General features: G+C 41.4%; 24 protein-coding genes and 1 tRNA gene. 11 read left to right on the top strand and 14 right to left on the bottom strand.

From position 1 onward, the window contains the following. Positions 1 to 119 precede the first annotated feature (119 nt). Positions 120 to 356 (bottom strand): 50S ribosomal protein L28, encoded by a 237-nt coding sequence (gene rpmB, locus NSP_RS01755; protein WP_006195808.1) that lies wholly within the window; start codon positions 354 to 356, stop codon positions 120 to 122. A gap of 683 nt (positions 357 to 1,039) precedes the next feature. Continuing rightward, positions 1,040 to 3,022: a molecular chaperone HtpG gene (gene htpG, locus NSP_RS01750; RefSeq protein WP_006195810.1), complete on the bottom strand. Its 1,983-nt coding sequence runs from the start codon at positions 3,020 to 3,022 to the stop codon at positions 1,040 to 1,042. A gap of 284 nt (positions 3,023 to 3,306) precedes the next feature. Between htpG and NSP_RS01745 the strand changes: the two genes are divergently transcribed. Together NSP_RS01745 and NSP_RS01740 are read left to right on the top strand one after the other, a co-directional pair. After that, positions 3,307 to 3,792 (top strand): PIN domain-containing protein, encoded by a 486-nt coding sequence (locus NSP_RS01745; protein ID WP_006195811.1) that lies wholly within the window; start codon positions 3,307 to 3,309, stop codon positions 3,790 to 3,792. After that, on the top strand, positions 3,776 to 4,000 hold the full coding sequence (locus NSP_RS01740; protein WP_006195812.1) for a hypothetical protein: 225 nt from the start codon (positions 3,776 to 3,778) through the stop codon (positions 3,998 to 4,000). Before NSP_RS01745 ends, NSP_RS01740 begins: the two co-directional genes overlap by 17 nt. Positions 4,001 to 4,040: 40 nt before the next feature. Here NSP_RS01740 and clpB read toward each other — a convergent pair whose 3' ends face one another. Both clpB and gloA read right to left on the bottom strand, forming a co-directional pair. Then, positions 4,041 to 6,695 carry an ATP-dependent chaperone ClpB gene (gene clpB / locus NSP_RS01735; protein ID WP_006195814.1) on the bottom strand — a complete coding sequence of 885 codons (2,655 nt, stop codon included), beginning with the start codon at positions 6,693 to 6,695 and terminating at the stop codon, positions 4,041 to 4,043. A gap of 454 nt (positions 6,696 to 7,149) precedes the next feature. Further along, a complete protein-coding gene (gloA, locus tag NSP_RS01730; protein ID WP_042202003.1) occupies positions 7,150 to 7,584 on the bottom strand; it encodes a lactoylglutathione lyase in 435 nt (144 codons plus the stop codon). 181 nt (positions 7,585 to 7,765) lie between these two features. Between gloA and NSP_RS01725 the strand changes: the two genes are divergently transcribed. From NSP_RS01725 to NSP_RS01715, 3 genes are all read left to right on the top strand, one after another. After that, a complete protein-coding gene (locus NSP_RS01725) occupies positions 7,766 to 8,101 on the top strand; it encodes a XisI protein (RefSeq protein ID WP_006195816.1) in 336 nt (111 codons plus the stop codon). A 166-nt stretch (positions 8,102 to 8,267) separates the two neighbouring features. Further along, positions 8,268 to 8,507, top strand: coding sequence for a UPF0175 family protein (locus NSP_RS01720; RefSeq protein ID WP_006195818.1), 240 nt, complete (start codon positions 8,268 to 8,270; stop codon positions 8,505 to 8,507). Between the two features lie 9 nt (positions 8,508 to 8,516). Then, positions 8,517 to 8,999, top strand: coding sequence for a PIN domain-containing protein (locus tag NSP_RS01715; RefSeq protein ID WP_006195819.1), 483 nt, complete (start codon positions 8,517 to 8,519; stop codon positions 8,997 to 8,999). 375 nt (positions 9,000 to 9,374) lie between these two features. On the opposite strand, the gene NSP_RS01710 is transcribed toward NSP_RS01715, so the two are convergent. The 3 genes from NSP_RS01710 to NSP_RS01700 are packed head-to-tail and all read right to left on the bottom strand — an operon-like array spanning position 9,375 to position 10,067. Continuing rightward, positions 9,375 to 9,581 (bottom strand): type II toxin-antitoxin system RelE family toxin, encoded by a 207-nt coding sequence (locus NSP_RS01710; protein WP_006195822.1) that lies wholly within the window; start codon positions 9,579 to 9,581, stop codon positions 9,375 to 9,377. Continuing rightward, positions 9,556 to 9,786, bottom strand: a complete 231-nt coding sequence (locus NSP_RS01705; RefSeq protein ID WP_006195823.1) for a hypothetical protein — start codon at positions 9,784 to 9,786, stop codon at positions 9,556 to 9,558. The genes NSP_RS01710 and NSP_RS01705 overlap by 26 nt, the downstream gene beginning before the upstream one ends. Positions 9,787 to 9,836: 50 nt before the next feature. Then, positions 9,837 to 10,067 carry a type II toxin-antitoxin system HicB family antitoxin gene (locus tag NSP_RS01700; RefSeq protein ID WP_006195824.1) on the bottom strand — a complete coding sequence of 77 codons (231 nt, stop codon included), beginning with the start codon at positions 10,065 to 10,067 and terminating at the stop codon, positions 9,837 to 9,839. Between the two features lie 238 nt (positions 10,068 to 10,305). Between NSP_RS01700 and eno the strand changes: the two genes are divergently transcribed. Next, positions 10,306 to 11,595: a phosphopyruvate hydratase gene (gene eno, locus NSP_RS01695; protein ID WP_006195826.1), complete on the top strand. Its 1,290-nt coding sequence runs from the start codon at positions 10,306 to 10,308 to the stop codon at positions 11,593 to 11,595. Between the two features lie 90 nt (positions 11,596 to 11,685). Here the strand turns inward: eno and argC are convergent, their stop codons facing one another. Further along, positions 11,686 to 12,744: an N-acetyl-gamma-glutamyl-phosphate reductase gene (argC, locus tag NSP_RS01690; RefSeq protein WP_006195827.1), complete on the bottom strand. Its 1,059-nt coding sequence runs from the start codon at positions 12,742 to 12,744 to the stop codon at positions 11,686 to 11,688. A gap of 404 nt (positions 12,745 to 13,148) precedes the next feature. Between argC and ribBA the strand changes: the two genes are divergently transcribed. Next, positions 13,149 to 14,921: a bifunctional 3,4-dihydroxy-2-butanone-4-phosphate synthase/GTP cyclohydrolase II gene (gene ribBA, locus NSP_RS01685; protein WP_006195829.1), complete on the top strand. Its 1,773-nt coding sequence runs from the start codon at positions 13,149 to 13,151 to the stop codon at positions 14,919 to 14,921. Positions 14,922 to 15,053: 132 nt separating this feature from the next. Here the strand turns inward: ribBA and NSP_RS01680 are convergent, their stop codons facing one another. Next, positions 15,054 to 15,929, bottom strand: a complete 876-nt coding sequence (locus NSP_RS01680; protein WP_006195830.1) for a peptidoglycan recognition protein family protein — start codon at positions 15,927 to 15,929, stop codon at positions 15,054 to 15,056. A 219-nt stretch (positions 15,930 to 16,148) separates the two neighbouring features. Between NSP_RS01680 and NSP_RS01675 the strand changes: the two genes are divergently transcribed. Next, entirely contained in the window at positions 16,149 to 16,298 is a 150-nt protein-coding gene (locus tag NSP_RS01675; RefSeq protein WP_006195831.1) for a PsaJ asl3190, read from the top strand. 99 nt (positions 16,299 to 16,397) lie between these two features. Here the strand turns inward: NSP_RS01675 and NSP_RS01670 are convergent, their stop codons facing one another. After that, positions 16,398 to 16,652: a SprT-like domain-containing protein gene (locus NSP_RS01670; RefSeq protein ID WP_267897160.1), complete on the bottom strand. Its 255-nt coding sequence runs from the start codon at positions 16,650 to 16,652 to the stop codon at positions 16,398 to 16,400. A gap of 180 nt (positions 16,653 to 16,832) precedes the next feature. Here NSP_RS01670 and NSP_RS01665 point away from each other — a divergent pair, with 180 nt between their 5' ends. Both NSP_RS01665 and NSP_RS01660 read left to right on the top strand, forming a co-directional pair. Continuing rightward, positions 16,833 to 17,072: a hypothetical protein gene (locus tag NSP_RS01665; RefSeq protein WP_006195835.1), complete on the top strand. Its 240-nt coding sequence runs from the start codon at positions 16,833 to 16,835 to the stop codon at positions 17,070 to 17,072. Next, positions 17,072 to 17,419 carry a type II toxin-antitoxin system PemK/MazF family toxin gene (locus NSP_RS01660; protein ID WP_006195838.1) on the top strand — a complete coding sequence of 116 codons (348 nt, stop codon included), beginning with the start codon at positions 17,072 to 17,074 and terminating at the stop codon, positions 17,417 to 17,419. The genes NSP_RS01665 and NSP_RS01660 overlap by 1 nt, the downstream gene beginning before the upstream one ends. Positions 17,420 to 17,427: 8 nt before the next feature. On the opposite strand, the gene NSP_RS01655 is transcribed toward NSP_RS01660, so the two are convergent. The 3 genes from NSP_RS01655 to NSP_RS01645 all read right to left on the bottom strand — a co-directional run bounded on the left by NSP_RS01655 (position 17,428) and on the right by NSP_RS01645 (position 19,209). After that, positions 17,428 to 17,500: transfer RNA gene (locus NSP_RS01655), tRNA-Ala, on the bottom strand. A 42-nt stretch (positions 17,501 to 17,542) separates the two neighbouring features. Continuing rightward, on the bottom strand, positions 17,543 to 18,295 hold the full coding sequence (locus NSP_RS01650) for an HAD family hydrolase (protein WP_006195839.1): 753 nt from the start codon (positions 18,293 to 18,295) through the stop codon (positions 17,543 to 17,545). Then, positions 18,292 to 19,209: a class I SAM-dependent methyltransferase gene (locus NSP_RS01645; protein WP_006195840.1), complete on the bottom strand. Its 918-nt coding sequence runs from the start codon at positions 19,207 to 19,209 to the stop codon at positions 18,292 to 18,294. The genes NSP_RS01650 and NSP_RS01645 overlap by 4 nt, the downstream gene beginning before the upstream one ends. A gap of 212 nt (positions 19,210 to 19,421) precedes the next feature. Between NSP_RS01645 and NSP_RS01640 the strand changes: the two genes are divergently transcribed. Then, complete coding sequence (locus NSP_RS01640; RefSeq protein ID WP_006195842.1) at positions 19,422 to 20,603, top strand: RtcB family protein; 1,182 nt, start codon at positions 19,422 to 19,424, stop codon at positions 20,601 to 20,603. Between the two features lie 99 nt (positions 20,604 to 20,702). Here the strand turns inward: NSP_RS01640 and NSP_RS01635 are convergent, their stop codons facing one another. Further along, positions 20,703 to 21,971 carry a dihydrolipoamide acetyltransferase family protein gene (locus tag NSP_RS01635; protein ID WP_006195843.1) on the bottom strand — a complete coding sequence of 423 codons (1,269 nt, stop codon included), beginning with the start codon at positions 21,969 to 21,971 and terminating at the stop codon, positions 20,703 to 20,705. Positions 21,972 to 22,117: the final 146 nt, after the last annotated feature.

Genomic DNA, 22,117 nt, shown 5'->3' with positions numbered 1-22,117 from the left:
ATCACGTAACAATAAATTAAGTGAAAATAATTAAAAACCTCCCCATGAGCGGGAGGTTTTCAAAGTTCAATCTGGCTGTCTATTCTACCAGTTGGAGATTTTTGTGTTTGAGAAATGCCTTAGTAATGATTGAGATTAATTCCAGCTTCTTTAGCCATTGCTTCTAAACCTTTAGTTTCTAGGCTTTTGATGGCTTTGGTGGAAAGCTTCATTCTTACCCAGCGATTTCCCCCAGCCCACCAAACACGCTTGTTTTGCAGATTTGCGTGCTGGAGGCGTTTGGTACGGCGGTGAGAGTGAGAAACTGCAAAGGCGTTGTTAGCTTTTTTCCCAGTTAATTCGCAGCGACGAGACATAGCAACTATCTCCAAATTTTTATTTTAATACAACCTTTCTATTCTAGTCGGCATTAGGTCTTTCCTGTCTGAGCAAGTCCTAAGTTGACAATTTCATAGACAAAACTATACTTATATTGACAAAAATCAATATATATTTTAGGAAAAAATCAACTACTTGATATATAATACGGTGATATCAAGTATTGAATTGAGACTATTGCCGACGCGAAAACCAAGCAATGATGGTGGTAGTCTTTTTCAGAAACTTAATTGGAACACAATCGCGTCTGGCTAAGGCGTGAAAGTCTACTGAGGGATAACTGCTCCCATGCTCCCGTTGAAGTAGAAAGTAAAGTCTAGTTTTGTCTAGGTTTTATATAGCAGACTAGCATCAAGTCAAATCTGGAACCTCACCCCCAACCCCTCTCCTTAGTAAGGAGAGGGGGGATTTTAACCTTCTGATTTCCCTCCTTGATCAGGGGGGAAATTTCTTAAAGTCCCCCTTTTTAAGGGGGATTTAGGGGGATCAGATCACTTGTGTGTACATAGTGGTTCCTTAGTAAGGAGAGGGGGGAATATGAATTAACCTTCTGATCTCCCTCCTTGATTAGGGGGTTTAAGGGGTTTGTTTACACGCCAAATCTGGAACCTCACCCCCAACCCCTCTCCTTACTAAGGAGAGGGGGGAATTTTATTAGATTTTACTTGCTGGCTTGTTCTGTCAACTTTGTCAGCACGTCATTGGAACGCTCGACGAAGGATTTCATTCCTTGTGCGTCAAATCCTTTTTGAGTCATTAGCGCTAAATCATAGACGTGTTGACAAATCATATTTACTAATGGATTTGTGGAGGTCTGACCATCTTCCTGAATAATAGTACCTTGGTTGAGACTTGCTAGGTTTTGAATCAGGGGATGGGCTGTATTGACTAACAAAATGTGATCTTCGGGAAAATCTACGTTCTGTTGTTGCATCATGGCGTTCATTTCCCGCAGACGACGCAGTATTTCTGGTAATAATACCATTGCTGGTGGTGTTCCTTGAGGGTCGTCTGATTTTAAGGCTTCTGTCCGAATGGTAAGTTTGGGTTTGTTGAGGGATTTCTCAAAGATTTCTTTGATGATTTCACTCTTGGTTTTGTTGGTGGTGGGGTCAACGATTTCCCCGGTTTTGTCTTGCTCTAGCAGGGTGTTATCTAAGTCGGAATCTACGCGGGTAAATTTGACTTCGGAGTATTCCCGTTCGAGGAAGTTGATAAAGTGGGTGTCGATGAAGGAGTCCATAAATAGGACTTCTAAGCCTTGATTTTTGTGCAGTTCTATGTATGTGGCTTGGCTGGTTTCATCGGTGCTGTAAAATACTCGGTTTTCGTTTCGTTCTTTGTTTCGTTCTAAGTATTCTTTGAGGGTGGTATATGGGGAGTGGGGAGTGGGGAGTGGTCCGTCAGGGGAAGGAGTGACATCTGACCACGCATCGCCTTCTGATGACTGGACTTCTACGACTGGGGTTTGGGCTGGTTCTGGGAGTTTGGCTGTGGTGCGGAAGATGATGATGTCTTGGATTTGTTTTTGGAATTTCTCGTCGTTGAGGACTCCAAATTTGACAAATGTGCTGAGGTCTTTCCAAGCACTGATGTATTGTTCGCGGTTGTCACGGTACAATTCTTTGAGGCGATCGCCTACTTTCTTAGCTATATAATCGCCGATTTTCCGGACTGTGCGATCGCCTTGCAATGCACTGCGAGAGACGTTCAAAGGAATATCAGTGCTATCTATCACACCCCGCATGGGCATGAGAAATTGTGGGACAATCTCTTCGCAGTTGTCACTGACAAAAACTTGATTGCAGAATAGCTTAATTTGCCCTTTAGTCACATCGACATCGGGGCGCATTTTGGGGAAATACAGAATCCCGTTGATGATAAAGGGGTAATCAGTATTTAAATGCACCCATAACAATGGTTCTTCTTGAAATGGGTACAAATAGCGGTAAAATTCTAAATAATCTTCTTTAGTCAGGTTATTAGCCGACTCCCGCCAAGCTGCTTTTTGCTGGTTTAATACTTCACCTTCCAGTTTAATTGGTACTGGCATGAAGTCGCAGTATGTCTTGACAAGATTCTTAATTCGTGCTTGCTCTAAAAATTCCTCTTCTTCGCCTGCGAGGGTGAGAGTAATGGTAGTCCCGCGAGTGGTGCGGGTTGATTCATCTAGGGTAAATGCTGGGGAACCGTCGCAAATCCAGTGGACAGCTTGCGCGCCTTCTTTGTATGAGAGAGTATCAATTTCTACGTTTTGCGCCACCATGAAGGAGGAGTAGAAACCTAAACCAAAGTGACCAATAATTGGTTGGTCTGATTTGCCTTCATACTTGTGAATAAATTCTTCAGCACTAGAGAAAGCTACCTGATTAATGTACTTTTTCACTTCCTCTGCGGTCATCCCAATGCCATTATCGCTAATGGAAAGGGTTTTTTTATCCTTGTCGATCGCCAATTGAATTTCTGGTTCACCGATATCACCAGCAAATTCACCGGCGCGGGATACCATATTCAGCTTTTGGATAGCATCTACGGCGTTGGATACCAATTCCCGCAAAAATATTTGATGGTCTGAGTAGAGAGACTTTTTGATAATGGGAAAAATATTCTCAGTATGAATACTGATAGTACCTTGTTCAAGCATGATTGGTAATTTTGATGTTAAGATCTGAAATTATCATGGTGGCTGATACACATTAGCACTCTGTGATCAGGGATAAACCCTGAAACTACCAGAAGCCGTGATACCAACTAGAATTTTAAAGGTATTCTCCAGGCGATCGCACCTGATTTTTAGGATTGTTTGCCGCCACGCTGTATGCGGATTTCCCTACTCCTGGTAGAATAAGAGGAATATGAGCAAGAATCCTGACGGGTTTTCTCGTTGCCAGTACACAAATCAAAAGCAGATTACTGGCTTTCAACACCATGATTCAACAATATAAACTGTATCTTGATGCTTGTTGTTTGAATCGTCCGTTTGATGACCAGACACAATCTCGTATTTATTTAGAAGCACAGGCAATTATCACAATTCTGAATAATTGTCAATCAGCGACTTGGAAACTTATCAACAGCAGTGCTTTAATCGCGGAATTAAACCAAACACCTGATTTAGAAAGACTACAAAACGTCAAAAAATTACTCTTAATTGCTAAAATTAGAGTTATTCATAGTCCCTTCATTGAAGATAGAGCAGCCGAACTGCAAAAATTAGGATTCTCCAGCTATGATGCCACACACATCGCTAGTGCTGAAAGAAGTCAGGCTGATGTATTTCTGACAACAGATGATAGACTCTTCAGAAAAGCCCAAAGAAATTTTCAATTAATTAACGTCAAGATTAAAAATCCGGTTCAATGGCTGGCGGAAGTAATACAAGCCGAGGACAGCAATGATGAAAACGCAAAATGAAATTATTCAACAGGGCTACGATGCCTTAATCAATTCTCTGGGAGTTGCCGACACTATTCGGTTTATTCAATATTTCCATCCTGGTAAAGGAGATTATACCAAAGAACGTCATCAATGGCTAGATCAAAAAACTTTGGCGAATGTGTTGGTAGAAATGAAGGAATTGCCCGAAGATGACACCAATCAATATGAAGAAATTATTGAGTAGGATGCTTGCGTGAGGGCTGAAGCCCCCACTACGAGCTTTTTTACTCCAACACCTTGACAGAAGATGGAGAGACTGTAACTTTCACCGGCATAGTTTTACTGAAAGTTAAACCCTGTTCTTCTTTCTCAATGAAAATCGTGTCTCCAGGGATAAAGGTATTCTCTAATAACTTGGTAGCCAGAGGGTTTTCTACTTCTCGCTGAATTGCCCGTTTCAATGGACGTGCGCCGTATACTGGATCATAGCCGGCTTCTACTAAGTAATCACAGGCGGCGGCGGAGATTTCAAAGGAGATTTTTTGGTCTCGCAGCAGTTTTTCTACCCGCTTCAGTTGGATGCGAATGATATGGCGCATCTCGGTACGGCTGAGGGCATGGAAGATAATGATATCATCGACGCGGTTGAGAAATTCGGGGCGGAAGTGCGATCGCAGGGAATCTGTTACCCTAGTTTGCATCTTTTCATACTTAGTATCATCACCGGAAACATCTAATATATATTCGCTGCCGATGTTGCTAGTCATTACTATAACAGTATTCCGAAAGTCTACAGCCCTGCCCTGTGAGTCAGTAATTCTGCCGTCATCTAGCACCTGCAATAAAATATTAAACACGTCGGGATGTGCCTTTTCCACTTCATCGAATAGCACCACCGAATAGGGGTGACGGCGCACAGCTTGGGAAAGTTGACCGCCTTCTTCATAACCCACATATCCTGGAGGCGCGCCCACCAAACGGGAAACCGAGTGTTTTTCCATATACTCGGACATATCCAAACGAATCAAAGCATCATCAGAATCAAAGAGAAACTGCGCCAAAGCCCTGGCTAATTCGGTTTTACCTACGCCGGTGGGTCCCATAAACAAAAATGAACCAATGGGACGACCGGGATCTTTCATTCCCGCACGGGCGCGACGAATTGCGGCGGATACTGCGGCTACGGCTTCATGTTGTCCGATAACTCGTTGATGTAAATGAGTTTCTAGTTGCAGTAATTTCTGCCGTTCTGATGCTAAGAGCCGATTAACGGGTATACCTGTCCATTTGGCGACAATTTCGGCGATATCGGACTCTATGACTTGTTCTCGCAGCAGAGTAGAACCTTGATTTTGAATTTCTAATAGTTGCGCTTCTTTAGCTTCGCGATCGCGCTGCACACCTTCCAATTTGCCATACTTTAATTGGGCAGCTTTATTCAAATCATAAGCTCTTTCTGCCTGCTCAATTTGCACCCGCAAAGCATCTTCTTCTTTCTTTAATGTGCTGATAGCCTCTAATAGCCGTTTCTCTCCTTGCCATTGTTCATTAAATTCTTGCTGTTTTACCGTCAAAGTGGCAATTTCTGCCTCAATCCGCTCAAAACGTTCTCTAGCTGGCGCAGTTTCCTTTTCTTCCCCAGCCAATGAAAGTTTTTCCATTTCTAGCTGCATCAAGCGGCGGTCAATGGTTTCCAATTCTGCGGGTTTAGAGGTAATCTCCATTTTCAACTGGGCGGCGGCTTCATCGACCAAATCAATGGCTTTATCTGGTAAAAAGCGGTCAGCAATATAACGGGCAGACAATGTAGCCGCAGCGACTAAAGCGGAGTCAGAAATTTTCACATTGTGGTGAACTTCGTAGCGTTCTTTTAATCCCCGGAGGATGGAAATGGTATTTTCTACGCTAGGCTGGTCTACAAATACTTGCTGAAAACGTCGTTCTAAAGCCGCATCTTTTTCAATGTGTTTGCGGTATTCATCTAGTGTGGTCGCGCCAATACACCGCAATTCGCCCCGCGCCAGCATGGGTTTAAGTAAATTCCCCGCATCCATCGCCCCTTGTTGGCTGGAACCAGTACCGACAACGGTGTGGAGTTCATCAATAAATAGGACAATTTGACCGTTAGATTCTGTGACTTCCCTGAGAACTGCTTTCAGGCGTTCTTCAAATTCGCCCCGCAATTTCGCCCCAGCAATTAAACTCCCGATATCTAAGGAAATCAACTGGCGATTTTTTAGAGATTCTGGGACATCTCCATTTACCATACGCTGTGCTAGGGCTTCGGCGATCGCAGTTTTACCAACTCCCGGTTCACCAATTAGCACAGGATTATTCTTACTGCGGCGAGATAAGACTTGAATTACCCGGCGAATCTCATCATCCCGTCCAATTACTGGGTCTAACTTCCCTGCTTTAGCTTGTTCTGTTAAATCTCTACCAAATTTTTGTAGCGCTTCATAACGAGATTCTGGGTTTTGGTCTGTAACTTTTTGACTACCGCGCACAGTTTTGATATTAGCTTCTAACTTGGCGCTATCCGCGTTAAAAGCTTTGAGTATCCGCCGTCCGATACGTTCATCTTCAGCGAAAGCCAAAATTATATGTTCTACTGAGATATAGGCATCCTGCATCCTCACCTTAACTTCGTCAGCCTTATCTAGTAACATATCTAAGTTACGCCCCAGATAAAGCTGATCACTTTTACCAACTTTCGGCTGACGCTGGGTAAACGCTTCTAATTGCTGTTGTAAGCGGATAGGATCAACTTCAGCACGAGCAAAAATCCTGATGGCTAAACTAGTAGGTTCTTGTAAAAGGGCAATAATTAGATGTTCAACATCTAGTTGCTGTTGTTGATAGGCGCGGACTATATCCTGAGATTTGACAATTGCTTCCCAGGCTGTATCAGTAAATTTATTGGGATCTGTAGGCTGCATTTTTAAGGATTTTAGATTTAGGATTTTTAGGAAAGTTGCCAGGATGAGGATGGGAATAACGTAAAAGTATCATTTTTCCAGTATCCACCCCCCAAAACATTATTCAAAGATTAACAATATGTATCAGCTTGTATCTGCGGTGGCAATGCGGGATGATTCTGATTCATATATCTAATTTAGAACTAAACAGGACTTACGCAAAATTATGGAAAAACGAACCACGTTCGCGAAGCGTCTCCCCTTGGGAGAAGGACACGAAGGACACGTTGGCGCTAGCCTCTCCCTTTGGGAGAAGTTAAGAAGGTTTCAGAGAGTTCTTGCGTAAGTCCTACTAAAATATCGTTATGCGGGAACTTTGCCAGATTGGATGTAGTTTAGCTTCTGGACTTCCCAGAACAGGCCAGAGGCCTGTTCCACAAGGAAATCATCAGGTTTGGGAATGTTGTCAGATATCTTATTTGTTCACCAGTTGTTCTGCTGGTTCCGGTTTTGCGGCTGAACTTTGATTTTTCAGTTGAATCAGTTCAACTTTATACCCATCTGGGTCTTCTACAAAAGCAATGACTGTAGAACCGTGTTTCATTGGTCCTGGTTCCCGTGTGACTTTACCACCCAGGGTTTTAATTTGTTCACAGGTGGTATAAATATCATCAACGCCAAGGGCAATATGACCGTAAGCGTTACCCAAGTCGTATTTTTCAACTCCCCAGTTATAAGTTAGTTCTATAACGCTGTTATCACTTTCGTCACCATAGCCGATAAACGCCAAGGTAAATTCTCCGCCTGGATAGTCTTTTCTCCGCAATAATTTCATCCCCAGGACATCACAGTAAAATTTTAAAGACTCGTCCAGGTTGCCGACCCGTAGCATTGTGTGTAGTAATCGCATATTCACCTTCTCTTTAATGATTCTATTTTATATCCCATCAGGGATTTACACATCAACAGCCTCTAGGTGTGCTTCTATCTGCTCAACTATTGCAAATTCTGTTTGTAAAAGTTACAACATATTTTGAGTGACCACAGATTAATTACATTATTTTCGATCCAATTCAGGAGGTAATTATACAATGGATAAATTAGAAAAATACAGACAAATTCTAGTTAGCATTGTAAGAAAACACGCTCAATATAAACCTAGTCATGGTAAAATAGAATGCTTATGTGTTTGTGATCAAGAATCTGATAATTACTTATTAATGGATACAGGTTGGGATAAAACTGGTAGGGTTCATGCAGTTGTGTTTCATTTGCGAATTATTGATGGTAAAATCTGCATTGAATGGGATGGAACAGAAAGGGGAATAACTACGGAATTATTGGAATTAGGAGTAGAAAAGGATGATATTATTTTAGGATTTATTCGTCCTGAATATCGGCAATTTACAGATTTTTCTGTAGCTTGAGATAGTTTTTTATTGAAAATAAATAATTGATTCCATTAAGAATTGTTGCTTTCAGCGAATGAAGCGATCGCTCTGAAAAAAGCCAGTAATTTCTCTAACTATATATCTTGGAAATTATATGACAGAAAAAGAGCAATTTTTCTAATTAACACCAGGAGAATAATCTATGAGTTCTATTAATTTACAATTATCATCTGATTTAATTCAAGCAGGTGAGGAAGCTATTCGTCAGGAATTGGCTGTTCAATTATATGAACAGAATGTTTTTAGTTTTGGTCAAGCACGACATTTAGCTAATTTATCTGTGTGGGAATTTCAGCAACTTTTAGGACAGAGACAAATTAAACGTCATTATAGTGAAATTGATTTATTGGAAGATGTAAAAACAATTCAAGAAGGTTTTTGATGAAAAATTATGACTGTTGTTTGTAACGCTACACCTCTAATTAATTTTGCTGCTATTAATCGTCTGAATATTTTACAAGAAATATTTGGAAGAGTTTTAATTCCTCAAGCAGTTTACCAAGAAACCACAGTTTCATCCTTTATTTGGTCGCAATTTATTGTACAAGCAGTTACTTGTGGATGGTTGGAAATTCACACTGTTGCAAAAATAGATCCCATCATTTCCACAGAATTAGATGATGGAGAAAGAGAAGCTATTGCTTTAGCTTTAGAAACTGGTATACATAAAATTTTACTAGATGAAAGGGAAGCTCGACAAGTTGCTAAAAATATGGAATTAAAATTAATTGGTACTCTTGGTATTCTGTTATTAGCTAAAGAAAAACAGATTATTGATCAAGTAAAACCCCTACTTGATGAAATGATTGATATAGCTCAATATTGGGTAAATCCGAAACTATATGAACAAGTTTTAAAACAAGCAGGAGAATAAATCAAATTGATCAGATTTTGAATATGCTGAGGCTTTTCTGCATCTATGGAAAATAAAGGGCAATTACAGTATAATATAAGTAGTTTTACACCTAATTTCTATGAAATTAACAGAAATTTTACCCTCACTGCAACAATTATCTCATCAATAAAAAATCAAATCCATTCAATTTTTAGCCACATAATTAGCTCAAGAAGAGCAAAATTTAGGAGCAGAATCACTTGATTATGGTCAAATAGATACAGAATTAAATTTTCAGTCTCTGAATGAAAAAGACATGATTGAGCAAAGCAAATCTGCTTTAGAAACTTACCTTAGTACAGGTTCAGGAGTCAAACATGAACAAGTCCAGAAATGGGCAAATAGTTTAATAATTCAACAATCACTCACGCGATAACGATAATAACCTGATAATTCACCTTTCAGGGCTTTTATATTAGGATAATTACGAGGATCAATCTTTAAAACCTCAAAACACCTGTCTAATTTCTTTTGTAAAGCACCAGAAGCAGATTCAAAAAACCCTTGAGCATCAATGCTAATAACAACGGTATAATTAATATTTTCGTTTAAGTCGCTCAACGGAAATTACCTTGCCTTCTTCAACATTTTTTTTTGCCTTAGCAAAATCTGCTTTAAAATCATTTATTTTCAATAACTCTTCAGTGGCATAGTTATCTTCTCTATCTGCCAAATATGCCAAAAAATCAACAGCAACTAATAATTTTTCTGGTGACAGTTGATCAACATATTCTTGAATTTGTTGCCGAATTTCTAATGTATTCATAAATAATCCCTAGAATTTCAATAACTTCCTGTGCTGATAGTCTTTTTAACTTAGGCATAAGTCGGCTGGAGTTCAAAAACAAAGCGAATAGCGGGATGCTCAATTAATCCAAAATCTTCGGGATTTTCCCCTTCCAAATGCAGAAAAACTGCATCAGTACAATTTTTCACAACTTCATCCAAACTATCCCCTTGAGTAACAACAGAAATTTCTATACATTCAGCCACATAACCAAAATCATCACCCGTATGAATTATGGCTGTAATACTTTCTTTGTTCATAAATAATCTCTCGGATTTCAAGGAAATTATAACGTAAATAGCTTTTATAGCAGATGTAGCCCATAGTCATCTGTGTTTTACTTCTTACCCAGTAAACCAACTTCCACCGTCCTCTATTGGAAATCTTCTTTAATCTCAGGCGATTTAGCGCCGGAAACACATAAACTAACGATTGGGTTATGACTAAACTGTAAAGTCTGAACCCTTAATCACCGTAGACATGAAGGACAAAACACGAATGACTAAATTTCTGGATACCGCTATTGATGCAATTGTCGCCCGCGAAATTCTGGACTCACGGGGTAAACCCACAATAGAAGCAGAAGTACATTTAGCTAATGGTGTGGTGGGACTAGCACAGGTTCCCAGTGGTGCGTCTACTGGCACTTTTGAAGCCCATGAACTACGAGATGGCGACAAAAGCCGTTATGGGGGTAAAGGGGTTCTCAAGGCGGTGCAGAATGTCAATGAGGTGTTAGCACCAAAGTTATTAGGCTTGGATGCTCTCAACCAGGAACTTTTAGACAGAACAATGATTGCTCTGGATGGTTCTGGGAATAAATCTAATTTGGGTGCAAATGCAATTTTGGCGGTTTCTCTAGCAGCAGCTAAAGCAGGGGCGGAATCTTTGGAGGTTCCCTTATATCGCTATTTGGGTGGACCTTTGGCGAATTTGTTACCAGTACCGTTAATGAATGTAATTAATGGTGGGGCGCACGCTTCTAATAATGTGGATTTTCAAGAGTTTATGATTGTCCCTGTGGGCGCTCCTTCTTTTAAGGAAGCTTTGCGCTGGGGTGCGGAAGTTTTTGCGACTCTGAGCAAGGTGTTGGATGAAAAGGGTTTGCTGACTGGTGTGGGTGATGAAGGTGGTTTTGCGCCTAATTTAGAGTCTAATCAAGTGGCTTTGGAATTACTGGTGGCGGCTATTAAACAAGCTGGTTACAAGCCTGGGGAAGAAGTGGCTTTGGCGCTGGATGTGGCTGCGAGTGAGTTTTACAAAGATGGACAGTATGTTTATGATGGTAAACCCCACTCTCCGGCTGAGTTTATTGATTACTTGGCTCAATTGGTTGACGAATATCCCATTGTATCCATTGAAGATGGTTTACATGAGGAAGATTGGCAAAGTTGGCAATTGCTGACTGAAAAGGTCGGTTCTAAGGTGCAGTTGGTGGGTGATGATTTGTTTGTGACTAATGCTACTCGCTTACAAAAGGGAATTGAGCAAAAAGCCGCTAACTCGATTTTGATTAAACTTAATCAAATTGGTTCACTGACTGAAACTTTGGAAACTATTGATTTGGCTACCCGTAACGGTTTCCGTTCAGTGATTAGCCATCGTTCTGGTGAAACTGAGGATACCACTATTGCTGATTTGGCTGTGGCGACTCGTGCGGGTCAAATTAAGACTGGTTCTCTGTGTCGCAGTGAACGGGTAGCAAAATACAATCGCTTGCTGCGGATTGAGCATGAATTAGGCGATCGCGCTGTTTATGCTGGTACTGTGGGTTTAGGACCTAAGTAGGAAGTAGGAATTTTAGATTTTAGATTTTAGATTTTGGATTGAACCATAATCTAAAATCGCAAATCCAAAATCCAAAATTGATTTCCCCGATTATGGATAAAATCCGACTTTGGGTAAACCCAAGGTTTCATCCCAGCCCATCATCAGGTTCAAACACTGTATTGCTTGTCCCGCCTGTCCTTTAATCAGGTTGTCAATGGCTGACATGACTATGACTCGCCCGGTACGGGGGTCAACTTCTACGCCTATGTAACAAAGGTTACTACCACACGCCCACTTGGTTTGAGGATAAATGCCACTGTTGCATATTCTCACCCAGGGGGCGTTGCGATAGAAGGCTGAATAAATGGTAATTAAGTCATCTCGCACTAAGCCGGGATCGCGGAGTGTGGCATATACTGTGGCTAAAATTCCCCGCACCATTGGAATCAGATGGGGGGTAAATTGAATGGTGACTTCGTGTCCTGCTAAATCACTACAAATCTGCTCAATTTCCGGGGTGTGACGGTGACGAGCAACACCATAGGCTCCTAGTGAGTTATCCGCTTCAGCTAGTAATAAGTTAATTTTGCCTTGTCTGCCGCCGCCTGATGTGCCTGATTTGGCATCGATAATGGCGGTTTCGGGGACGATTAAGCCTTGTTTGAGCAGTGGCGAAAGGGCTAAGAGGCTGGCGGTGGGGTAACAACCAGGACAGCCCACTAACTGGGCTTCGGCAATGCGATCGCGGTACAATTCCGGTAAGCCATATACTGCTGTGGCGGCTGTTGTGCGATCGCTTCTCTGAGTACCATACCAATTTGTGTAAGTTGTCAAGTCGCTAAATCGATAGTCTGCACTCAAATCCAGGACTTTACAGCCTTTTTCACACAATATCGGGGCAATTTGGCAAGCCAGACCATTGGGGAGGGAGAGAAATACTACTTCACAACGGTGAGCAATTACTTCTGCATCTACTGCTTCAATTGGTAAGTTAACTAGATGAGCCAGATGGGGGTAGAGGTCTCCAAAGGATTTACCAGCACTACTCTCACCGCCTAAATAAACTAGTTCAACTTCTGGATGCTCCATCAATAATCTGATTAGTTGCACTCCGCCATAGCCTGACGCGCCAACAATTCCCACTGGTACGCGTCTAAAATTACCCATAATTATGAAATCCTTATCTGTTTTTGGTTAATTTGGTTGTCAATCTCAAATATCAGCTACAAAATCCCAGGCGCACAATATACCAGTAACCCCAAGTGTAGTGTTTTGGCTCTGCTTTGGGTTGTGGCAAGATTCTACACTTTTACTCGCTCAAATCATCACTAATCTGAAAATATGAGCAATTTTTCTCACCGACAGACCCCTTGACATACAGCCTGACTGGAAACAACTAAAATAGTATTCTGGCGCTGATAGCTGATCAGGGTTTCCATTTTGTTGCACTTTACATAAACTTTGTCAAATTATGAAAACATTGCTAGTCTACTTCTCTGCTACATAAACGAGCTACAATTTAAAATAAGAAATTGTAAAAAAAATTTACTTTTGGTAGCTGGAAATTTTCTGTGTCAAAGCCTAAGCCTACACGACAGTCTGATTCTACTCCCTGGAATGGGGAAGACACCCGCACGGGTGTAACTCCGACCGTAGGGGAAAAAACTGATAGTGCTGACTCTTCAACCCCAGCCTTTAAATTTGATTCTATTGATGCTGCTTTGGCAGACTTAAAAGCGGGTCGCGTCATTGTGGTGGTAGATGATGAAAATAGAGAAAATGAAGGCGATTTAATTTGTGCTGCCCAATTTGCCACACCGGATATGATTAATTTCATGGCGGTGGAAGCTAGAGGGCTAATTTGTCTGGCCATGACAGGCGATCGCTTGGATGAATTAGATTTACCATTAATGGTGACTAACATCACCGATACTAACCAAACTGCTTTTACCGTTAGTATTGATGCTGGCCCGGAATTGGGTGTTTCTACGGGAATTTCTGCCGAAGACCGCGCCCGTACTATTCAAGTTGCGCTCAACCCAGCCACAAAACCTACAGATTTACGTCGTCCTGGTCACATTTTCCCGATTCGCGCCAAGGCGGGAGGGGTACTTAAACGCGCCGGACATACAGAAGCGGCTGTGGATTTATCGCGACTAGCCGGGCTATATCCAGCCGGGGTAATTTGTGAAATTCAAAACCCTAATGGTTCAATGGCGCGGTTGCCTGAATTAATCCTGTATGCTCAACATCACAATCTCAAAATTATTAGTATTGCTGATTTAATTAGTTATCGTCTGCAAAACGATCGCTTAATATATCGTGAGATAGTCACAAAGCTACCCAGCCAATTCGGTCAGTTTGATATTTACGGCTATCGCCATACTCTGGATAATACAGAACACGTCGCTATTGTCAAGGGTGATCCGGCTAATTTTCAAGATGAGGCTGTGATGGTGCGGATGCACTCGGAATGTTTAACTGGTGACGCGTTGGGTTCTTTGCGTTGCGATTGTCGGATGCAGCTAAAATCAGCATTAAAAATGATTGAAGCGGCTGGTCAAGGTGTCGTAGTTTACCTGCGTCAAGAAGGGCGGGGAATTGGCTTAATTAATAAACTCAAAGCCTATTCTTTGCAGGATATGGGACTGGATACAGTAGAGGCTAACGAGCGCTTAGGATTTCCGGCTGACTTGCGCGATTATGGGATGGGGGCGCAAATGCTTATGGATTTAGGGATAAAAAAGATTCGCCTAATTACGAATAATCCCCGTAAAATTGCCGGACTCAAGGGTTATGGCTTGGAAGTAGTCGAGCGTTTAGCGTTGTTGATTGAAGCTAACGATTACAATTCTTATTATTTGGCAACTAAAGCCCAAAAGCTGGGTCATATGTTGTTACAAACTTACTTAGTCACTGTAGCAATTAATTGGCAAGATGACCCGGAATTAGTCACCGAACGCTATGAACGCTTAGAGAAATTACGGCATTTAGCTAAAAGTAATCATTTATTGTTACAAGAAGAAGCGCGTCCGTTAGGGTTGGCGTTGTTTGCTCAACCATCTTTAACAGTACACTTGGGTTTTGATCAAGCAAATGTGGCTGATAGTGATTGGTATCAGCAAAATGGTCATCCTTACCTGCAAGCAATTTTCCAAATTCTCGACTATCTGGTAACGTTGCCTTATGTGGAGAAGTTAGAATTTCTGATTTCTCCTGGTAGTGATCCTTTGAGTAATTTGCAGGTTAAATTAGACAGACAGCATTTTGCTTTGGATATTGTACCTTCTACGATATGCGATCGCCTAGAAACGCAGCAAATTTATAGCTTTAGTAGGGAGTAGGGGCGCTGCGCGGAAGTCAAAAGTCAAAAGTCAAAAGTCAAAAAGATTATTGTATCGGCTTTTTATTGATTATAAAAAAATGTAGAGACGTTCCATGGAACGTCTCTACAAACGGTTTAGGAACTAACACTTTTAATTCTGCGCTTGATAGCTGGGAGTTAGTTCCCGATAGGTATGCAGTAAGCTCAAAAATTTATTACCATCAAAACTGAGGGGGTCACTTTTTTGACCAGAACGGTCTACAGCTTCATGGGTAGTAATGCGATAATCGGGAACTTGACTTTGAGCAATTAACCAAGCTAGAGAATTGTATTGCAATTCTGTATAACCACTATGAGACTTGAGCAAATTATTTCCCCGTCCGTCTGGTGGTGTTTCCAAAGAAACGTGATAAGCAAAATTATTCACAGAAGATGCTAAATTCGGATTAGTTGTCACCGTTTCCACACCATTAGGACTCTCAAACACCGAATTAGCCGCCCCATAAGCGCGTTTATCTGGGGGGACTAAATAAATAATCGTCCCATCTAGCTGAATTAAAGCATGATAACTGGCTTGCACATTATCATCTGCATTATGTGTTTGAAAAAAATTCACCGCACTAGTAGCAGACTCTGCTGTTTCGTGAAGCACAATAATTGGTTGATTATTCAGAGGTAAACCATTAACGTCTTGACTATATCGCTCTCCATAGTTGCTGGGGTTTACTGGCGCGATTTCATACCGGGGTGTGTACTTAGCAAAAGCCTCTGTAGTTCTGTATCTCCCAGAATTTTGATTAGTTGTAACTGAAGGCGCGGGTAAATCTTTTGGTGGTTCTTCCTTTGGGTTTTTTGCTGATTGTAATTCGGCTTCGGGATATTGATTCCAATCTATAGTAATATCGGCATTTTGGGGATTAGAAGTTATTTTATTACTTTGTATTCTTCCCAGGGACAAAACTATCATTAGTGTAGTCAACATCAGGGAAATCAGTAATATTCTAGTAGCCCAGTCTGTAAATTTCATTTTGATAATTTTTATAAAATCAGTAAATTCAAGCTTTCATATTCTAATTTAACTTAAAATTATTTCCTATTGCTCAGTCACTTTTTAGGTAATTTTCCTATCTAATGAAGTATATAGATAGGAATACATCTGAGTTTTATTAATATTACTTCAGCTAGATTTATAGGTCATATATTTTTTTACGATATAATAGAGTTAACGAGGACAAAGAGTAATTCTATGCAAAAACAAAATAAGCAAAAAGCATATTTTCTTCAGTATCTTTCCACCGCACCTGTACTTGCAGTTTTTGCCGTTATAGTCGCTTTCTCAACTTGGACTATTTTTAACAACATTTTCCCTGATCTTCTCTTTCATCCTATGCCATAAGGTTTCCATACAGCATATTTTAGCTGAGTTACAAAGACAAGGGCGGGCATCTTTGCCCACCCCACAAGATTTATATTATTTACAGTCGCTACAATTTTTTTAACTTCCCAGGGGGGAACGGTTTAATTCATCCTTATAAAATTTCCAATTGGGGAGAAATTTATTCATGAAGGAGATAAAGCGATCGCCATGATAGCGTTCTAACAGATGCACCATTTCATGGACTACAACATATTCTAAGCACTGCGGGTCTTTTTTGGCTAGTTCCAGATTTAACCAGATGCGTTTAGCTTGAATATTGCAAGTACCCCATTTGGTTCTCATCAGTTTTACTGATGGTTTCATTAGTTGCACTCCATGACCACAGTCAAACTCAGTAGGGTGTGTTATCACGAAGTGTAACGCACCAAGACCCAGAAGACGGTGCGTTAGGCTAAAGCCATAACACACCCTACATATACTTAAATTTTTTCAATAATCAAATCGGATTCCTACATCATAATCAGCTATTTTTCAAACTCAGGAGCTATGAGGATGAATGAAAGGGAAACACTTGAAACCCAAACTGTGAATATAAAATTAATAAATACTCTTATCCAAGTTATTCGCGCTCTTTCTCCAGAGGAACGCCAAATTTTAGCAAGAGAGCTATTTTTTGAAAGTTCTGAACCCTCAAATCAAGAATTAATCAAACTAGCTGAAACTGGAGGCTGTTTTGATTTTTTGGCAAATGAACCAGATATTTATACCTGTGAAGATGGAGAACCTGTTTAATGTCTCTTAAAAAAGGAGATGTGATTTTAGCACCTTTTCCATTTACTGATTTTAGTGAAACTAAGTTACGCCCTGCTGTTGTTCTCTGGGTTAGTTCTAGGGGTAGTAATAATATTATCATTTGTTTTATTTATTCTCAAAATTTAATCAACTTACAGCCGGAAGAATTTTTAATTAGTGATTCAGATCCGGAGTTTGCTAACACAGGTTTAAAACTTAGTTCTAAGGTGATTGTATCGCGCATTGTCACCATAGATCGCAATTTGATTACCCGCCGGATTGGTAATTTAGGAATCAAGCAATTAGAAGAGTTAAACACGCGCTTAATTCAAATTTTCCAGCTATGAAAATTAAATGGAGAATAGGAGACTCGAACCCCTGACCTCTGCGGTGCGATCGCAGCACTCTACCAACTGAGCTAATTCCCCGGATGAATGCAGAGTCACGAACTCTGACACACATATCATATTTTAACACTCAGGGGCTGTAAGTTTCACATTTTTTTGTAAATAAATTTCCTGTACCCGGTCTAACTCTAATTCAATTAAATAATCTACAGTCCAGTTACAGCAGCGCTGAAGCATATGAAATGGGTAGGTATTAGCCACACCAACCACTTGCATTTGGGCTTGTTTGGCTGCTGCAATACCGGCGGGAGTATCTTCAATGGCTAGGCATTCTTGGGGTTTTAAATCCAAATCAGGATATGCTTGGTTGAGACGTTCTACAGCCAGCAAATAACCATCTGGTTCTGGTTTACTGGTAGTAATGTCATCCCCGGCGACAATCACGGAAAAATATTCGGCGAGTTTGGCGCGTTCTAGTACCAGTTCGATTTCTGGGCGAATTGCACCACTAACTAAGCCAATTTTCACACTTTGGGGATTTTCTGGGGCAATTTTGCGCGATCGCACCTGATATATTAAGTCTTCTACACCTGAATACAATGGCAGTTTGGCGATTTTATCCAGTTCCTGCACATAAGCTTGGGCTTTCCGGTGCAGTAGTTTAGTGAGATATTCTTCATTATCTACCCTACCACGACTTTTGAGCAACTCTTGCAAATAAGTGCGATCGCTCCGTCCCAGAGAAGCTTGACGCTCACTCACCTTTTGGGGTTGCAGATTTTCCGCAATCAAAATTTCGTCTATCAGTTGTAAATGGATGCGCTCATCGTTAATGATTACACCGTTAAAATCAAATAAAACTGCCTTTAAACTCATGTTGTCAAGCCAAACACTGGAGATCCAAAATCCTCTAAATCATTATTATCTATTGTGGTGTCTGTTGGTGTGGGGATGTGCTGACGGGCTTGATTTTGCATCTTTGCATCTGTGACAGGAATCGGTTTAATCCCGCTTGTTACCTGATTTATCCACCACACATCCTGAGTTCGCACCGCTTCAAAACCAGCTGCGCCCATGCGTGCGTCTAAATTGTCAGCCGCATATTCCCGAATATATGGCTCTTCAAAAATATCATTTAGCCAATGTAAGTGACGTAGAGTATTCTGATTACCATCGAGAATTAAAACTTGCCCACCAGCTACCAATAACCGGAAGCTTTCCCGCAGTACGGCTTGACATACTACACTTGGTGTTTCATGAAATAACAAAGACGCTGTTACTAAGTCAAAATGCGCCTCTGGGAAATTGGTAGTTTCAGCATTCCCATGTTCCCAGTGTATATCTAAACCTGCATTTCTGGCTTTATCTTCTGCCCTCACCAGCATATAAGGAGATAAATCTAAACCGATAACTTCGGCTTGGGGAAAAGCCTGTTTTAACTTCAAAGTTGTGGAACCTGTACCACAGCCTAAATCAAGTATACGTCGTGGTTTGACTTTGATGGCATCAATTAAAGCTTGACGTACTACAGTTTCGTTGGGTGGTAAGACGTATTGAGTAATGGGATCATAGGAAACAGCTGCACTGGAGTTGAGATATCCGCCTTCAATGCCATGAAAGTTTTGCTGGCTGTAGTATAAAGGCATTATGACATGAGATTGTCGTAGGCGATCGCTTTCTTTCTGCCAGTCAATACTATCAGAGTAACGCTGCAAAGCCTCTTCATCAATAAACGCCCGCACTACAGGGGAGAGAAACTTTTCCCATAAAGTATCTTGACGAGTAGCCATAGGATTTTACCAGATTTAATCAGTTAGTTTACTGCTTCACAAATTTTAACTAATTCTAGCTGGGACGAGCTGCTTTTGTTTTTTAGGCGATTTTATTGACATCTTAATTACAGTGTATTACAGTAATAATACATGGTTTCAAAGTATAGATCCCCGACTTCTTTGAGAAGTCGGGGATCTGAACCCAGCGATATATCAAATTAAATAAAATTATGCCTTACGAAAAATTAGAAATTACTACACCATCCCCTGTTTTATCTTGGGCAAATCATCCTTTAGCGTCTGATGAAACCAAGATGGCAAAAAATGTGGCATCCCTACCATTTGTATTTAAACACGTAGCTTTGATGCCAGATGTTCACTTAGGAAAAGGTGCTTTAGTTGGTTCTGTTATCGCTACCAAAGAAGCAATAATTCCGGCGGCTGTGGGCGTGGATATTGGTTGCGGGATGAGCGCTATCAAAATGCCATTTACAGGTGAACAACTCGAAGGCAAACTGAAGAAAATTCGCTTAGATATTGAAGCAGCAATTCCTACGGGATTTAATGCTAATAAAGATGTGGAAAAATCTGCCGCTAATTGGCAACGGTGGCGGGATTTTTCCGACTTACATCCAGGTGTTCAAGACCTGGAAAGTAAAGCGATGAAACAAATGGGTTCTCTAGGGGGAGGAAATCACTTTATTGAAGTTTGCCTCGATACAAAAAACCAAGTTTGGCTAATGTTGCATTCTGGTTCACGTAACATTGGAAATCAGCTAGCACAATGCCATATTAGTACAGCCAAAGAGTTAGCGAAGATGGCGGGTAATAAACTACCTGACCCTGATTTGTCTTACTTCATTGCTGGTACGCCAGAATTTCAAGCCTACTGGCATGATTTACAGTGGGCGCAAGATTACGCACGTTTTAACCGTGATGTCATGATGGCGCGTTTTAAGCACATTGTTGAGAAATATTTGGCGGGAGGAAAGGCGACTAAACCTTTATTACAGGTCAATTGTCACCACAATTATGCTGAAAAAGAGGTGCATTTTAATGAGGATGTTTATGTAACTCGTAAGGGTGCAGTTCGCGCCCAAACTGAAGACTATGGCATTATCCCCGGTTCAATGGGAGCAAAATCTTTTATTGTGAAGGGTAAAGGTAATGCTCATAGCTTTTGTTCCTGCTCCCACGGGGCAGGACGGTTAATGTCTAGAGCTAAGGCAAAAAAGGCTTATACTCTTGATGATTTGATTGATCAAACTCAGGGTGTAGAATGCCGCAAGGATACGGGTGTTTTGGATGAAATTCCTGGTGCTTATAAGTCTATTGATCAGGTGATGGCTAATCAAGCTGATTTGGTGGAGGTTGTTGCTACTCTGAAGCAGGTTGTTTGTGTGAAGGGTTAAACGCAAAGGTGCGCGGAGGTTAGCGCAAAGGTACGCGGAGAAATACATAACTTTTGTAGAGACGTTCCATGGAACGTCTCTACATTTTTTGCAACGTCTCTACATGGTTAATGATTGAGGGTTGGTTTCAATCAGTTTTGCTAGGTCTTTGAGGAAGGCCGCAGCGTCAGCGCCGTATATAATTCGGTGGTCAGATGTGATATTTACTTGCATTTGTTGACGGACTCCAAATAAACCTTCTCCGGTTGCTATTACTTGGGGACGGGATGCACCAATGGCTAAGATTGAACCTTGTCCTGGTGGTAATATGGCATCAAATGTGTCTACGCCAAACATTCCTAAGTTCGATAGGGTAAATGTGCCACTGTTGTATTCTTCGGGTTGTAGTTGTTTGGCTTTAGCTTTTTCTACTAAGGATTTCCAGGTGCGGGAGAGTGAGTAAATATCTACTGTGTCTGCTTTTTGCAATACTGGTGTGATTAATCCGCCATCATCCATTGCTACGGCTACGGCAATGTTGATATTAGAATGATACACAATTCCCTGGTCTGAATAGCTGGCATTTAATAATGGATGTTTTTGTAATGTCACCGCTACGGCTTTAGCCAATAGCGCTGTCATGGTTACGCCTTTGGATTTAATTTGTTTGTAAAGTTTATCTAAGCCATCGGTGCTAATTGTGTAACTTACACGGAACACTGGTACAGCTAGGCTGGCTACCATGTTCCTAACTACAGCGTTTTGGAAAGTGGTTAAAGGTACTGTTTGACCAGGAACTACTGGTGCGGGTGCGGGTGCTGCGGCTGGGGTGTAGGTGGGTGTGGGTGCTGGTTTGGGTGCTGCGGCTGGCTGGGCTTTATTTACAGATGATTCTACATCTTGGGCGACGATGCGACCATAGGGGCCACTACCTTGGAGGGTAGTTAAATCAACTTTGAGTTCTTTGGCTAATTTGCGGGCGCGGGGTGAAACTACGACTCTTCCTTCTCGGTGGTTGTTTCCGTTTTGAGTCGCCAAAGCGGGTGTTGGGGCTGAGGCTGAGGCTGCAACTGGTTCGGGGGTGGGGGTGGGGGTAGCCGCAGCTGCACCGGAGTTAGCCAAATTCTTGGCGGTGGCGATTTCGGCTTCTGTTTCGACTACGTAGGCGATGGCAGATCCTACTGGTGCGGTGTCACCGGCTTGGACTATGATGTGGGCGAGATATCCTTCATAGAAGGTTTCCACATCCATATCTGCCTTATCTGACTCGACCACCACCACGGTTTCACCTTTTTCCACTTTATCGCCCGGCGATTTCACCCAGGAAACGATTTTGCCTTCTGTCATGGTGGAACTCAGCGCCGGCATAAATACTTCGTGAATGCTCATAGGGTGGTATCAGAATCAATGGTTTATGGACTTTAACAGCTTTTGCCAGATTAAATTGTATCTTGGCTGAGGAGTTTTAATGTGGAAATTTTCTGTTTTCGCTCAGGAGCGATGAGGTGAGACGAATGAACCCAGGAACCTCTAGA

The organism is Nodularia spumigena CCY9414, from assembly GCF_000340565.2.
GTDB classification, from domain to species: domain Bacteria; phylum Cyanobacteriota; class Cyanobacteriia; order Cyanobacteriales; family Nostocaceae; genus Nodularia; species Nodularia spumigena.
This window is presented reverse-complemented; position numbering and strand designations above follow the sequence as displayed.

Bases quoted from the DNA above. Each gene is read 5' to 3' on its own strand.
- rpmB (WP_006195808.1), bottom strand. From the start codon at position 356: ATGTCTCGTCGCTGCGAATTAACTGGGAAAAAAGCTAACAACGCCTTT.
- htpG (WP_006195810.1), bottom strand. From the start codon at position 3,022: ATGCTTGAACAAGGTACTATCAGTATTCATACTGAGAATATTTTTCCC.
- NSP_RS01745 (WP_006195811.1), top strand. From the start codon at position 3,307: ATGATTCAACAATATAAACTGTATCTTGATGCTTGTTGTTTGAATCGT.
- NSP_RS01740 (WP_006195812.1), top strand. From the start codon at position 3,776: ATGAAAACGCAAAATGAAATTATTCAACAGGGCTACGATGCCTTAATC.
- clpB (WP_006195814.1), bottom strand. From the start codon at position 6,695: ATGCAGCCTACAGATCCCAATAAATTTACTGATACAGCCTGGGAAGCA.
- gloA (WP_042202003.1), bottom strand. From the start codon at position 7,584: ATGCGATTACTACACACAATGCTACGGGTCGGCAACCTGGACGAGTCT.
- NSP_RS01725 (WP_006195816.1), top strand. From the start codon at position 7,766: ATGGATAAATTAGAAAAATACAGACAAATTCTAGTTAGCATTGTAAGA.
- NSP_RS01720 (WP_006195818.1), top strand. From the start codon at position 8,268: ATGAGTTCTATTAATTTACAATTATCATCTGATTTAATTCAAGCAGGT.
- NSP_RS01715 (WP_006195819.1), top strand. From the start codon at position 8,517: ATGACTGTTGTTTGTAACGCTACACCTCTAATTAATTTTGCTGCTATT.
- NSP_RS01705 (WP_006195823.1), bottom strand. From the start codon at position 9,786: ATGAATACATTAGAAATTCGGCAACAAATTCAAGAATATGTTGATCAA.
- NSP_RS01700 (WP_006195824.1), bottom strand. From the start codon at position 10,067: ATGAACAAAGAAAGTATTACAGCCATAATTCATACGGGTGATGATTTT.
- eno (WP_006195826.1), top strand. From the start codon at position 10,306: ATGACTAAATTTCTGGATACCGCTATTGATGCAATTGTCGCCCGCGAA.
- argC (WP_006195827.1), bottom strand. From the start codon at position 12,744: ATGGGTAATTTTAGACGCGTACCAGTGGGAATTGTTGGCGCGTCAGGC.
- NSP_RS01680 (WP_006195830.1), bottom strand. From the start codon at position 15,929: ATGAAATTTACAGACTGGGCTACTAGAATATTACTGATTTCCCTGATG.
- NSP_RS01675 (WP_006195831.1), top strand. From the start codon at position 16,149: ATGCAAAAACAAAATAAGCAAAAAGCATATTTTCTTCAGTATCTTTCC.
- NSP_RS01665 (WP_006195835.1), top strand. From the start codon at position 16,833: ATGAATGAAAGGGAAACACTTGAAACCCAAACTGTGAATATAAAATTA.
- NSP_RS01660 (WP_006195838.1), top strand. From the start codon at position 17,072: ATGTCTCTTAAAAAAGGAGATGTGATTTTAGCACCTTTTCCATTTACT.
- NSP_RS01650 (WP_006195839.1), bottom strand. From the start codon at position 18,295: ATGAGTTTAAAGGCAGTTTTATTTGATTTTAACGGTGTAATCATTAAC.
- NSP_RS01645 (WP_006195840.1), bottom strand. From the start codon at position 19,209: ATGGCTACTCGTCAAGATACTTTATGGGAAAAGTTTCTCTCCCCTGTA.
- NSP_RS01640 (WP_006195842.1), top strand. From the start codon at position 19,422: ATGCCTTACGAAAAATTAGAAATTACTACACCATCCCCTGTTTTATCT.
- NSP_RS01635 (WP_006195843.1), bottom strand. From the start codon at position 21,971: ATGAGCATTCACGAAGTATTTATGCCGGCGCTGAGTTCCACCATGACA.